At 58.2% G+C, this 13292-nt stretch carries 14 protein-coding genes; 11 read left to right on the top strand and 3 right to left on the bottom strand.

Going from position 1 to position 13292, the window contains the following annotated elements:
- Window positions 1-8 precede the first annotated feature (8 nt).
- Window positions 9-356 (top strand): YgdI/YgdR family lipoprotein, encoded by a 348-nt coding sequence (locus M2401_RS14410; protein WP_259103796.1) that lies wholly within the window; start codon window positions 9-11, stop codon window positions 354-356.
- A gap of 943 nt (window positions 357-1299) precedes the next feature.
- Window positions 1300-1935: a hypothetical protein gene (locus M2401_RS14405; RefSeq protein ID WP_259103795.1), complete on the top strand. Its 636-nt coding sequence runs from the start codon at window positions 1300-1302 to the stop codon at window positions 1933-1935.
- Between the two features lie 283 nt (window positions 1936-2218).
- Here M2401_RS14405 and M2401_RS14400 read toward each other — a convergent pair whose 3' ends face one another.
- Window positions 2219-2554: a DUF6388 family protein gene (locus tag M2401_RS14400; protein ID WP_259103793.1), complete on the bottom strand. Its 336-nt coding sequence runs from the start codon at window positions 2552-2554 to the stop codon at window positions 2219-2221.
- Window positions 2555-2853: 299 nt separating this feature from the next.
- Between M2401_RS14400 and M2401_RS14395 the strand changes: the two genes are divergently transcribed.
- The 9 genes from M2401_RS14395 to M2401_RS14355 all read left to right on the top strand — a co-directional run bounded on the left by M2401_RS14395 (window position 2854) and on the right by M2401_RS14355 (window position 10583).
- A complete protein-coding gene (locus tag M2401_RS14395; RefSeq protein ID WP_259103791.1) occupies window positions 2854-3702 on the top strand; it encodes a transporter substrate-binding domain-containing protein in 849 nt (282 codons plus the stop codon).
- Between the two features lie 64 nt (window positions 3703-3766).
- A complete protein-coding gene (locus M2401_RS14390) occupies window positions 3767-4429 on the top strand; it encodes an amino acid ABC transporter permease (protein ID WP_259103972.1) in 663 nt (220 codons plus the stop codon).
- Window positions 4430-4438: 9 nt separating this feature from the next.
- Window positions 4439-5101 carry an amino acid ABC transporter permease gene (locus M2401_RS14385; protein WP_259103790.1) on the top strand — a complete coding sequence of 221 codons (663 nt, stop codon included), beginning with the start codon at window positions 4439-4441 and terminating at the stop codon, window positions 5099-5101.
- Window positions 5098-5889 (top strand): amino acid ABC transporter ATP-binding protein, encoded by a 792-nt coding sequence (locus M2401_RS14380; RefSeq protein ID WP_259103788.1) that lies wholly within the window; start codon window positions 5098-5100, stop codon window positions 5887-5889. The genes M2401_RS14385 and M2401_RS14380 overlap by 4 nt, the downstream gene beginning before the upstream one ends.
- 21 nt (window positions 5890-5910) lie before the next feature.
- Window positions 5911-6303: a RidA family protein gene (locus tag M2401_RS14375; RefSeq protein ID WP_259103787.1), complete on the top strand. Its 393-nt coding sequence runs from the start codon at window positions 5911-5913 to the stop codon at window positions 6301-6303.
- 214 nt (window positions 6304-6517) lie between these two features.
- Window positions 6518-7282 carry an IclR family transcriptional regulator gene (locus tag M2401_RS14370; protein ID WP_259103971.1) on the top strand — a complete coding sequence of 255 codons (765 nt, stop codon included), beginning with the start codon at window positions 6518-6520 and terminating at the stop codon, window positions 7280-7282.
- A 117-nt stretch (window positions 7283-7399) separates the two neighbouring features.
- Entirely contained in the window at window positions 7400-8605 is a 1206-nt protein-coding gene (locus tag M2401_RS14365) for an amino acid deaminase (RefSeq protein WP_259103786.1), read from the top strand.
- A 10-nt stretch (window positions 8606-8615) separates the two neighbouring features.
- Window positions 8616-9539, top strand: coding sequence for a sugar kinase (locus M2401_RS14360; RefSeq protein ID WP_259103784.1), 924 nt, complete (start codon window positions 8616-8618; stop codon window positions 9537-9539).
- Between the two features lie 363 nt (window positions 9540-9902).
- A complete protein-coding gene (locus M2401_RS14355) occupies window positions 9903-10583 on the top strand; it encodes a hypothetical protein (RefSeq protein ID WP_259103782.1) in 681 nt (226 codons plus the stop codon).
- Window positions 10584-10723: 140 nt separating this feature from the next.
- On the opposite strand, the gene M2401_RS14350 is transcribed toward M2401_RS14355, so the two are convergent.
- Both M2401_RS14350 and M2401_RS14345 read right to left on the bottom strand, forming a co-directional pair.
- Window positions 10724-11653 carry a magnesium transporter CorA family protein gene (locus M2401_RS14350; protein WP_259103781.1) on the bottom strand — a complete coding sequence of 310 codons (930 nt, stop codon included), beginning with the start codon at window positions 11651-11653 and terminating at the stop codon, window positions 10724-10726.
- Window positions 11654-11657: 4 nt separating this feature from the next.
- On the bottom strand, window positions 11658-13244 hold the full coding sequence (locus M2401_RS14345; RefSeq protein WP_259103969.1) for a RimK family protein: 1587 nt from the start codon (window positions 13242-13244) through the stop codon (window positions 11658-11660).
- Between the last annotated feature and the right edge of the window lie 48 nt (window positions 13245-13292).

Here is a 13292-nt window from a genome sequence, read left to right as displayed (position 1 = left end):
GGCATGCCATGAAAACTCTACTCTGTGTACTCACTGCCGCGTTGCTGGCCGGGTGCGCCGCGCCTTCAGGGATGGCGCGCTCGGGTGGCCCGAAGCAGACCCTGACCAGCGACAAGCCAGAAGCCGCCGTGGCGCAATGCCTGCAGATTGCCTGGCAGGATGAAAAACTGTTCGGCAATAGCTTCGATGTGTTCATGAACCCGAGAGGCGAGGGCGGTCATACGGTGTTTACCACTGAGAACGAATTCTTTGCCGATGTGTATGCCCAAGGGCGCGGTACGTTGGTCGAGTACTACACCAGGCGCAGTGGCGAGGTTTCGGAGCGGCGGGTAGCGGCTATCGCGACCTGTCTCTGAATCTATGTGAGCGAATTCATTGGCTCTGTCTGCGTTAAGTATTGCGTATGAGGTATTTCGAATTCTGTGGGAGCGGATTTATCCGCGAAAAAGTCATGATCGTGCAGACTTTTTCGCGGATAAATCCGCTCCCACAACATCTGAGCCTGACTCGAAATCGATGGCGATGTAACTGGCTGAGTCCACTCGATAAATCGCTGGCTGCAACACCTGATGCTAACGAGGGCTCAGCCACTTGCGGTGTACCCTTGAAGTATCAAAACAAGGCTTTTGCTTCGCTCATGATGGACAACACGCAAATGCCATGATTGGAGCGCAATTTTTGTCGGAGCTGCCTTGGCCTCCGAAACACCATGCTGTCTCTCAACAAAACAGTAATCCGTTGGAGCGAGGTTTTCCCGTGATGCCAGGGCGCGATGTGGCCTACCTCGTCGCCCGGTTCGCAAGCTTGACTCCAACGAGGCAGCGGCTCCAGGCGCGCCAATCTAGGGAGGCACGGCCTGTTTAATTGTATGTCTGATTAAATCGTGTAGATCCATGATCTTCGAAGTTTTTCATGACACCAATGTGGGGCAGGTCGTCCTCCCCTTTTGGGATCACTCCTTCGTTCGCCGCCAGGGGGCAAGGGCCGCTGAGGGCGGGTTATTTGCGCCTCTCTGCTGAAGTCGTGAACTACTTCAAGACGGGGGAAGTGGCTTGCAGACGCGATTGGATCAGGCGCTGCTTGAGTACGTCAAGCGCACCAACCTCACTATACGCTCCCGTTGTGATGCCCTGGCTGTTATTAGCGCTATGCTGAAAGCGTGCCGTCTCTTGCGGTGAATGCTTTAAATGCGGTGTATGTTATCGCGCTATAATCTATCGTTCGATTTTTAATTGGTCCACAATTGACAGTGCTATACATGGCGCGTGATTGCGTCACATGCATTGAAAGGTACGTGAGGTGACCAAAATGGTTGGTTATGTAAAAGGCGCTGTAGGGGTGGCGCTTGTTGTATCGTCGGCTTTTAGTTCGCTAATTGCTAGTGCCGATGTAAACCCCGCTCCTTTAGATCCCGCAAAGGTTGAAGGTTGTGTGGACTTGCTGAGGGCTGCGCCCGCGATCTTTGAAGGCTCGTCGAAGTTTAGTAGCTATGATTTTAGCGTCATTTGGTTGGCAGGCAAGGATACTTCTCAGGCATTCACTAATTGCATAAAGTCTACAGGTGCCGAAAGTGAGGGTGAGGGCCATTATGACTATCTGGTGATGGTGGAATATGATAGCGCTCCTGGCGCGCGAATCGACTTTAATCCTGACGATTCGTTGGTATATGATGATTTTCCCCCTGTCAATTTCAAGGATACGAAAGGGGTGCGCTATCTTTACAGCGATAGTTATAAGAGAAAGTATCTCCTGGATCTTGTTGAAAAGCGGCGTTATCAGTTAGTGCGTATTCCTCCGGCTGGGAGTATTGAGTCACTCGGTACGTGGGATGGTGTTTATAAAGATCCCATTAACGGATGCCGAAATAATTATGGTGATGGTTGTGGATCCCGATATGAAATTAATCCTAATGGGGGGTATTCGAAATTGAAGTGAGTTTGCCAATGTACTGAAACTGGTCTGAGGCTGGTGGGTTTTAAGCGGTTTTGAAACCAAGCAGTTGAGGGGGTTGTCGAATAAATAAAAGTTTGCCCGCGCGTCTGTGTGCGCTGGAGTATAAAGCTGCTTCCCTCATCATGAGAAACTGCCTGATGCGTCGTGGGAGCGAATTCATTCGCGAATAGGGCCCTACAAACGATACATGTCTATTGTATTCACTGGCCTCTTCGCGAATGAGTTCGCTCCCACAGTTTGCCCTGGTGGTTTGTGTATATCCCGCTTATCCGGCGCTGTTGAGCCCATTCAACTCGCAATACTCCGCCCATTCCATTCCGGCCATCTCGGCCACTTCCTTATGTACTTCAAGGCGCTGTGCTTCGAAGTGCTGCGGCGATTCGGTGGTCAGTTGCAAGGTCAGTTCCCAGGCGAACAATCCCAGGCGTTGCGCTTCTTCCTCGAAGGCTTCGTGCAGGCGCTCTTCCCGGTATTGCTGTTGCGTCAGCCCCGCAGCCTGGGCGGCAAGGGGGTTGAGGTGGTCCAGGGTTTCCTGCAGTGCGGGGCGATCCGCGAGAAAGAGTGCCAGCGCACGTTGATGCGGCTGTTCGGGCAGGGACATGGTGCTCCTTGGGAGTCGTATGGATGTAACTGCGAATATAGCACTGCGCCTTTGTGGCGCAATCGCGCACTGCATTGGGGCCTTGTTACCCAGCGCTGGGTGAGCCGGTAGCAGACGGTTACCCCTTGCATTCACGCCAGCCACCGCTGCGGCAATTGTTATTACCTTGATCTGAATCGCTTTTTTCGGGCTTGCCCGGGCCATGGGGTTCTGTGGCACACTTTCTGCTGTCTATTCCGTTGTTACATACCTAGTTCCGGTATAGCGGAATAAACACTTATCTCGGCGGAGTTCATGTCATGCATCGCGGACCTTCCTTTCTAAAAGCTTGTGCATTTGCGCTGGCGGCAACAGCCACCCTGGTCACTTCGGTGCAGGCAGCCGACAGCAAACTGGATACGGTATTGAAACGCGGCACTCTGGTGGTCGGCACCGGCAGCACCAACGCCCCTTGGCACTTCCAGGGTGTTGACGGCAAGCTGCACGGCTTCGATATCGATATCGGGCACATCATTGCCAAGGGTCTGTTCAACGACCCGAGCAAGGTCGAATACGTGGTGCAGTCCTCCGATGCGCGAATTCCCAACCTGCTGACGGACAAGGTCGATATCACCTGTCAGTTCATCACCGTCACCGCCAGCCGCGCCCAGCAGGTGGCCTTCACCCTGCCGTACTACCGCGAAGGCGTCGGCCTGCTGCTGCCGGAAGCTAGCAAGTACAAGGAAATCGACGACCTCAAGGCCGCCGGTTCCAGCGTTACCGTGGCCGTGTTGCAGAACGTCTACGCCGAAGAACTGGTGCACCAGGCCCTGCCTCAGGCCAAGGTCGATCAATACGACAGCGTTGACCTGATGTACCAGGCGGTCAATTCCGGCCGTGCCGATGCCGCCGCCACCGACCAGTCCTCGGTCAAGTATCTGATGGTGCAGAACCCTGGCCGCTATCGTTCCCCGGCTTACGCCTGGAGCCCGCAGACCTACGCCTGTGCGGTCAAGCGCGGCGACCAGGACTGGCTGAATTTCGTCAACACCACCCTGCATGAAGCCATGACCGGCGTGGAGTTCCCGATGTATGCCGCGTCGTTCAAACAATGGTTCGGCGTGGATCTGCCGACGCCTGCGATCGGTTTCCCGATGGAATTCAAATAAGTCGAACCTTGATTGATGGGGCAGGGTGGGCCGCAAGGCTTGCCCGTCCCTGGTATTGCTGACCATGAACTATCAGTTGAATTTTTCCGCCGTGTGGCGCGATTTTCCCAGCCTGCTGGCGGGGTTGGGGCTAGGCCTTGAGCTGGCACTGATCTCCATTGCCATCGGTTGCGTGATCGGCCTGATGGCGGCTTTTGCCTTGTTGTCGCGTTATCGCGCGCTTCGAGTGCTGGCCTCGGTCTACGTCACCGTGGTGCGCAATACGCCGATTCTGGTGCTGATTCTGCTGATCTACTTTGCCTTGCCCGGACTGGGCATTCGCCTGGATAAGCTGTCCTCGTTCATCGTCACCCTGTCGTTCTACGCCGGGGCCTATTTGACTGAAGTGTTTCGCGCCGGCCTGCTGAGTATTCACAAGGGCCAGCGTGAAGCCGGGCTGGCCATTGGCCTGGGTGAATGGCAGGTGCGGGCTTACATCCTTGTGCCGGTGATGCTGCGCAACGTTTTGCCGGCGCTGTCCAACAACTTTATATCGCTGTTCAAGGATACCTCCCTGGCCGCGGCCATTGCCGTGCCGGAACTGACCTATTACGCACGCAAGATCAACGTCGAAAGCTACCGAGTGATCGAAACCTGGCTGGTGACCACGGCGTTGTATGTCGCTGCCTGCTATCTCATTGCCATGCTCTTGCGCTACCTCGAACAGCGCTTGGCGATACGCCGTTAGGAGGCTGTGATGAATCCACCACTCACTTGGCTGCAAGTGCTCTGGGCCGCCCGGGAAACCCTGTGGTCAGGCTTTTTGACCAGTATCCAGTGCTCGGCCCTGGCGATTGTCTGCGGCACGTTCATCGGCCTGTTCGCCGGGTTGGCCCTGACCTACGGCAACACGCTGACACGCCTGCCGTTTCGCCTGTATGTCGACCTTATTCGCGGCACACCGGTATTCGTTCTGGTACTGGCCGTGTTTTACATGGCCCCGGCCCTGGGCTGGCAGATCAGCGCTTTTCAGGCCGGTGCCCTGGGCCTGACGCTGTTCTGCGGTTCCCACGTTGCAGAAATCGTTCGCGGCGCGCTGCAGGCCATCCCTCGCGGGCAACTGGAGGCGGGCAAGGCAATTGGCCTGACGTTCCAGCAGTCCCTGGCATACGTACTGTTGCCCCAGGCGCTGCGGCAGATCCTGCCGACCTGGGTCAACTCGTCCACCGAGATCGTCAAGGCTTCGACCCTGCTCTCGGTGATCGGCGTCGCCGAATTGCTGCTCAGCACCCAACAGATCATCGCCCGGACGTTCATGACCCTGGAGTTCTATCTGTTCGCCGGTTTTCTGTTCTTTATCATCAACTACGCCATCGAGCTGCTCGGGCGATTCATTGAAAAACGGGTGGCCCTGCCATGACCAATATCACTACCGCAACAGTCGCCCCGGCGCTGTTGAGCATTGAAGGCCTGCACAAGTCCTATGGCGAAGTCGAGGTGCTCAAGGGCGTCGACCTGCGCATGAACAAGGGCAACGTGGTGACCCTGATTGGCTCCAGCGGCTCGGGCAAGACCACTCTGCTGCGCTGCGTCAATCTGCTGGAAGAGTTCCAGGGTGGGCATATCCGCCTTGACGGCCAGGACATCGGCTACAGCGACATCGACGGCAAGCGCGTGCGCCATGCCGAGCGGGTCATCGCTCAGCACCGCGCCATGACCGGCATGGCGTTCCAGCAGTTCAACCTGTTTCCGCACCTGAGCGCCTTGCAGAACGTCACGCTGGGCCTGCTCAAGGTCAAGAAGATGCCCAAGGATCAGGCCGTCGCACTGGCCGAAAAATGGCTCGACCGGGTCGGCCTGTTGCAGCGTCGCGATCACTTTCCGGGGCAACTGTCCGGCGGTCAGCAGCAGCGCGTGGCCATTGCCCGCGCCATTGCCATGAATCCCAGCCTGATGCTGTTCGATGAAGTCACCTCGGCGCTGGACCCGGAGCTGGTTGGCGAAGTGCTCAGCGTGATCAAGGACTTGGCCGAAGAGGGCATGACCATGTTGTTGGTCACCCACGAAATGCGCTTCGCCTATGAAGTGTCGGACCAGATTGTCTTTATGAACCAGGGCCGCATCGAGGAACAGGGCCCACCCAAGACATTGTTCGAGCAGCCGAAATCCGCGCGCTTGAGCGAATTCCTCAAGAACATCCGCTTTTAAGCTCACTGACAGGAGATCCCCATGAGCATTACTCGTTACGGTGCAGGCAGCACCGCTGGCGGCGGCCAGCCCCGTCCTTTCGCCCGTGCCGTCGAAGCCGATGGCTGGCTGCATGTGTCCGGCCAGGTGCCTGCCGTTGATGGCGAGATCATCAATGGCGGTATCGTTGAGCAGACCCACCAGACCATGAAGAACCTGGTCGCGATCCTCACTGAAGCTGGTTACGAACTCAAGGACGTGGTGCGCGTCGGCGTCTGGCTGGAAGACCCACGGGACTTCTGGAGTTTCAACAAGGTCTTCGGCGAATACTTCAGCCCCGAACACGCCCCGGCCCGGGCCTGCGTGCAGGCCAATATGATGGTGGACTGCAAGGTTGAGATTGATTGCATTGCCTATAAGAAAAAGGCGGTGTAACCAACTCCATTACAGAGGTGAACTCTGTAAGGTGGGAGCGAATTCATTCGCGAAAGCGGTGTTTCAGGCACTAAAGATGTGTCGAATGTACCGCCCTCTTCGCGAATGAATTCGCTCCCACCATTAATTGCTTTCTTGTCCGGGTTTGTTGCCTAGCGCGGTATGAGAAGTGTGAAGGTAAACTGCGGGGCAATTTTCCATGGACAGCACCGACATGACCGAAGACACCATCAAACGCAGGGCCCGTGGTCTGGACCGGGCGTTCGATATTCTCGATTTCCTCAAGGAAAAGGGTACGCCCTTGCGGCCCAATGAAATCGCCAGCGGCATTGGCAGCCCGAAATCGACGGTCTATGAACTGGTTGGCTCGCTGCTGGAACGGCGCATCCTGGAAACCGTCGGCAAGGACGGCCATGTCTATCTGGGCCGGCAGTTGTATTTCCTTGGTCAGGCGCACCTGCGTCATTTTGACTTCACCCGCGAAGCCGAAGCCAGCCTCGGCGAGATCGTCAGCCAGACTCGGGAAACCGCGCAAATGTGCCTGCTCAATGGGCGTAAATACACCGTGGCGCTGATGAAAGAGGGCGAGCGGCACTTCCGTATTTCCTCGGATATCGGCGAAGACGCGCCGATTCCCTGGACGGCTTCCGGTCGCCTGTTACTGGCCCATTTGAGCGACCAGGCGATCCGTGACCTGATCGACCCCGAGGATTTCATCCTGCCCGACGGTGAGCGATTGCCGCTGCAAACCTTCATCGATCAAATTCGTCGCGCGGGGGAAGAGGGCTTCTTTTCCTTCGACAGCGTCGCCGACACCTTTACCCATTGCTTCGCCTCCCCGGTCCGGGACGAGCATGGCATCTGCATGGCTACCCTGTGCATCGTCGCGCCCCGGGCCGACGCGAAGAAAAACTACGACGAGTATCGCCGGGTGCTGATCGACAGCGCCAACGGCCTGGCTCGCCGGATCAATGATTGATGGGGCTCAGTTCCAACCCCATCCAATACTGAACGACCGGCTGTAGGACCGGCTAAAGCCGGTCCTACGGATCGCGTTCCAATTCAGCATCCAGTGTTTTGTTTCAGGAGAACAACAATGAGCATTGCCGCTGTAGAAAAAGGCGCCGCGCAACCCGGTGACAGCCTGGTCTGTGATGTCAGCCTGCCTGCCCTGGTCATCCATCAGGAAGCGCTGCAACACAATATTCGCTGGATGCAGGCTTTCGTCAGCAACAGCGGTGCCGAGCTTGCGCCCCATGGCAAGACGAGCATGGTTCCGGCGCTGTTCCGTCGCCAACTGGAAGAAGGCGCCTGGGGCATCACCCTGGCCACTGCCGTGCAGACCCGCGCCGCCTATGCCCATGGCGTGCGTCGGGTGCTGATGGCCAACCAGTTGGTCGGCGCGCCGAATATGGCGCTGATCGCCGAGCTGCTTGCCGACAGCCAGTTTGATTTCCACTGCATGGTCGATCACCCGGATAACGTCGCTGCCTTGGGCGAATTCTTCGGCGCCCGCGGCCTGCGTCTGAACGTGATGATCGAATACGGCGTGGTTGGCGGTCGTTGTGGTTGCCGTTCCGAGCAGGAAGTCCTGGCCCTGGCTGCTGCCATCGCCGCCCAACCGGCCCTGGCCCTGACCGGCATCGAAGGCTATGAAGGGGTGATTCACGGAGATCAGGCTGTCAGCGGCATCAAGGCTTTTGCGGCCTCGCTGGTCAGCCTCGCCGTGCAGTTGCAGGACAAGGGCGCCTTTGCTCTGGACCGGCCCATCGTCACCGCCTCGGGCTCGGCCTGGTACGACTTGATCGCCGAAGCCTTCGACGCCAAGGCTGTGCGCGAGCGCTTCCTCAGCGTGCTGCGTCCTGGCAGCTACGTGGTACACGACCACGGCATCTATAAAGACGCGCAATGCTGCGTTCTCGACCGTCGCACCGAGCTCACCGAAGGCCTGCGCCCGGCCCTGGAAATCTGGGCTCATGTGCAATCCATGCCGGAGCCGGGCTTTGCCGTGATCGCCCTGGGCAAGCGCGACGTCGCTTATGACGCTGGTCTGCCCATGCCGCTGCTGCGCTACAAGGCCGGTGTGCTGCCTGCTGTGGGCGAAGACGTCAGCGCCTGCAAGGTCACCGCGGTCATGGACCAACATGCCTTTATGACGGTGGCGCCGGGTTGTGAGTTGAAGATCGGCGACATCATTGCCTTCGGCACTTCACACCCCTGCCTGACGTTCGATAAATGGCGTTCGGGCTGCCTGGTCGGTGACGACCTGGCGGTGATCGAGTCCTTCGATACCTGTTTCTGAGGGCCAGCCCATGCCTGAATCCAATCTGCGCATCGCCCTGATCGGCGAATGCATGATCGAGTTGCAGCAGCATGCCGATGGCAGTCTGCACCAGAGCTTTGGCGGCGACACGCTGAATACCGCCGTCTACCTTGCCCGTCTGCTGGGCAGCCGGGCGCAGGTGGACTACGTCACGGCCCTGGGCGACGACAGCTTCAGCGACGCCATGTGTCGGCAGTGGGCGGCAGAAGGCATCGGCCTCGATCAGGTCCAGCGTCTGCCGGGGCGTTTACCGGGGCTGTATTGCATCCAGACCGACGGCAATGGCGAGCGGCGCTTCCTGTACTGGCGCAATGAAGCGGCGGTGCGGGACTGCTTCACCACGGCGGCGGCCGAGCCGATCCTCAAGGCTTTGCCGAAATACGACGTGCTGTATTTCAGCGGCATTACGTTGGCCGTGCTCGGCGAGCAGGGCCGGGCGCGTTTGCTGCAAGTGCTGAGCGAAGCGCGCAGTCGCGGGGCGAAAGTGGTGTTCGACAACAATTACCGGCCGCGTTTGTGGGCCAGCGTCGAGCAGGCCCGGGCGGCTTATCGGGATTGCCTGCAACAGGTGGACCTGGCGCTGCTGACCGAGGACGACGAGCAGGCCCTGTACGGTTATGCCGATACCGGGCAACTGCTGGCGGCCTACGGTGATATCGCTGAAGTGGTGGTCAAGCGTGGCGCGCAACATTGCGTGGTCCAGGCTGCAGGCCAGCGCTTCGAGATCCCGGCCCAGGCGGTCGCCCAGGTGGTCGACACCACGGCGGCGGGGGACTCGTTCAGTGCCGGGTATCTGGCCGAGCGGCTGCTGGGCGCGGAGCCGGTCACGGCGGCCGAGGCCGGGCATCGGTTGGCCAGTACCGTGATACAGCATCGCGGGGCGGTGATTCCTTTATCCGCGATGCCGCAGTGATCTGTTGGAGCGAGGCTTGCCCGCGAAGACGGTAGATCGGACCCTGAGTATCCGTCTGATGTACTGTCACCTTCGCGGGCAAGCCTCGCTCCAACAGTGATCCGTGGCTGTAACACCTTGTCTTTTCGAAATATTTTGTTGCGAGAAATCATCAAAAAAGTCATTTATTTGACCGGCGGATGCAACCACTTGGGGATTTGCGCGTCTGATTGCTGCGTTCTTCATACCGAAATAAATTGCCACTACTCTCAGACAGCCTAAGCAAAGACGGGCGATTGATCGACAGGATGTCATCCAGGGCTGCACGGCGGCCCGCCTCAACGGTCGTACTTTCCTAAACGTATACCCGGACTGCCATCCCCCATGACTTTTTTCAAAGCGCCCCTATTCAGCCGTATACGCAAGCACGGCAGGTACTATCTTTTGCCTGTGCTGATCATTACCTCGTCGGTGTTCAGCCTCGGTGCCGGATTGGGCGTGCATGCGGAGCCGGCCAACGGCACCCAGACCCTGGTGTTCCTGCGCCACGCCGAGAAGCCTGATATGGGCCTGGGGCAACTGAACTGCCAGGGCCTGAACCGCGCCATCGACCTGTCGGAGTTACTGCCCAAGGAATTCGGCAAGGCTGACTTCATCTTTGCCGCCAACCCCAGCCGCCACGTCGAAGAAGGCGCCGGGGATAAGTCCTACAGCTACCTGCGCCCTCTGATGACAGTCGGCCCAAGCGCCATCAAGCTCGGCCTGCCGATCAATATCGACTACGACGCCAACGACACCACCGATCTGGCCGCAGAGCTGCTGCGCGACAAATATCATGATGCAACGGTGTACACCGCCTGGTCCCACGGCTATCTGCCAGAGCTGGTCAACAAGGTGGCGCAGCAAGCCTCCGGCCACAAAGTAAAACTGGTGGACGACTGGACCGGTGACGATTTCGACTCGGTGCTGGTCCTGACCCTCAAGTGGGTCAATGGCAAGGCATCGCTGGAGTATGAAAACTACAAGCAGGGCTTGAACAATGGGCCGGTGGGTTGCCCGAGCTGACACCTGATCGATTCTTCAGACGACCCGTTGGAGCGAGGCTTGCCCGCGAAAGGCCAGTGAATCCGATAGAGCTATATCGTTTGAAATATTGTCTTCGCGGGCAAGCCGCGCTCCCACAGGTTGGTGTTTCCTCTGCTTGATCACGACGCCCTGGCCATCCGCCGCAACCCCCAGACCATCGCCGCGCCCATCCCCAGCATCGCCACGATCAGTGCCGTGTAAGACCACCACCACGGCAGTGGTGCGGTCATCATGCTGTATTCCGACATCCCGCCAATCCCCGCCACCAGATTCAGCGGCAGGAACACCACGTTAATCAGTGTCAGCTTGCGCAGCAGGTTATTGGTGCTGTTGTTGACCAGATTGCCCCGGGCATCCATAAGCCCGGCAAATACCGTCGAATAGATCTCTGCCTGTTTGTAGCACTGGTTGTTCTCGATGATCATGTCGTCGATCAGCCCCAGGCAATCACTGCTGTAATGCTTTTTTTCGGCGTGGTTGCGCAAGCGGGTCAGGACTGCGCCGTTGCTGTGCAGCGCGTTGATGTAATAGACCAGGCTCTCACTGAGGTTGAACATCTGCAGCAGATGGCGGTTTTCCAGGGACGAATTGAATTTCTGCTGTAACTCCCGGGCGACCATCTTGATCACCTTCAGGTGGCCGAGATAGTGATGAATATTGTTGAACAACAAGTCCAGCAACACATCCATCGGCCCATTCATCATCTCACGACGGCCAAGCCCGCTCAGGGGCTGGTCGTCGTTGCAGATCAGCAGCAGGCAATCATCACGCAGCAGCAGGCCGAACGACGATACATCGAAGGAGAAGTTGTCCTGCCCCGAGTAGCTCTGCGGGCGCTTCCAGATCAGAAACAGCGAGTCGGGATGAAACTCGATACGCGACACCTCGTCCGGGTCCAGGGCCGAGGCCACGGCGTGCTCATCGAGGCGAAAGTGCAGGCGCAACCAGTCGTGGTCGCCGACATCGGGTTTGCTGCACCATAACACCTGGGCAGGTTGTTGCGTGGCGGGGTAGAGCCGACCGTCTTGCAGTCGCAGTGACTTGATCATCGCCTCACCACGCCTGGCCGAGGCGCTTGATTTCCAGGCGGCGGACAAACTCCTCAAGCACCAGGCTGTAAAGATCATCTTTCAGATAGGCATCTTCGATACCGGCATCCAGGTTGGGATTGTCATTGACCTCGATCACCACCACCTTGTCCCCGGACTGCTTGAGGTCGACCCCATACAGACCGTTGCCGATCAGGTTGGCGGTACGCAGCGCCAACTCCACGACAGCGCGGGGTGCCTCGTGGACGGCCATGGTCCGGCATTCGCCGTTGATCTCGCCGCCCTTGGCCTTGTGGTTATAGATCTGCCAATGGCCCTTGGACATGAAGTACTGGCAGGCAAAGATCGGCTTGCGATTGAGAATGCCGATGCGCCAGTCGTATTCGGTGTAGAAAAACTCCTGGGCCAGTAACAGCACGGAGTGTTCGAACAGTTGCGCGGTCGCTTCAAGCATTTCCTCGCGGTCCTGCACCTTGATCACCCCACGGGAAAAGCAGCCGTCGGGAATTTTCAGGACCAGGGGAAAGCCCAGCCTTTGGGCAACCCGATCCAGATCGTCGGGGCGATCCTTGTAGAGGATCTCGGTGCAGGGCATGCCCAGCCCCTGGCGTTTGAGCAGGTCGGTCAGGTAGACCTTGTTGGTGCAGCGCAGGATCGACGCCGGATCGTCCATCACCACCAGGCCCTCGCTTTCGGCCTTTTTGGCGAAACGGTAGGTGTGGTTATCGACGCTGGTGGTCTCGCGAATCAACAGCGCGTCGTATTCGGCCAGGCGGGCGTAGTCTTTCTTTTCGATCAGTTCGACATCAATGCCAAGGCCTTGGCCGACCCGGATGAAGTTGGCCAGCGCCTTGGCATTGGACGGCGGCAGTTGTTCCAGCGGGTCATGCAGGATCGCCAGGTCGTAGCGGGCCACGCGTCGCGAGCGCGGTTGACGCCAGATCTTGCGGCTGAAACCGTCCAGGGCCAGGGCGAATTCGTCCTGTTGAGCGTCGCGCAGACGCGGCAGTGCGCCGGCCTTGATCCCGGTGATATGCCAGTTACCGCGCTTGCGGAACTCCACCAGCAGGATCGGGCAGGGAAAGGCTTCGAACAGTTGTCGGGCCAGGTCCTTGAGGGGCGCGAGGGTGGTCTGGCCGAAATACAGGCTGAGGGTAAAGGCTTCGGTGTCGTTATAAGGATGATCGAGCAGGGTATGTTCGAGTAACTTGTCCAGGTCATCCAGGGCCAGACCGTACAGCGATTTACGGGTCAGTTCGCTAATGGTTTTTACCGAGGGCAATGCGTGATGGCCGCGGGCTTCGGCCAAGAGAGAACAGTAGTAACCGTGACCAAGGTATTTATAACTGCGGCACAGATTGATGACTTGAACGCGCTTGCCACTGTTGTCGGGTTGCGGTTTTTCCAGGTAGTCCTGGGCGCTGATCAGGTCCTCGCTGGGAAAGTACGAGGCCCAGTCCTCAAGGCGTTCAACGATGATCAACAGTTGGCTCTGGCTGCTGCCTGCCCGGCCCGACGCCATGTTTTTCGTGATTGCCGAACGGGAAAGTTGCGTCGATACTTCATTCATCTTCACCGGCACCGCAGACATAAGTAGTCGATCCATTGGGGAACAAGTCGTTTCTATTAAGCATGTGCT

The sequence above is a fragment of the Pseudomonas sp. JUb42 genome (assembly GCF_024807945.1).
Classification (GTDB): Bacteria; Pseudomonadota; Gammaproteobacteria; order Pseudomonadales; family Pseudomonadaceae; genus Aquipseudomonas.
This window is presented reverse-complemented; position numbering and strand designations above follow the sequence as displayed.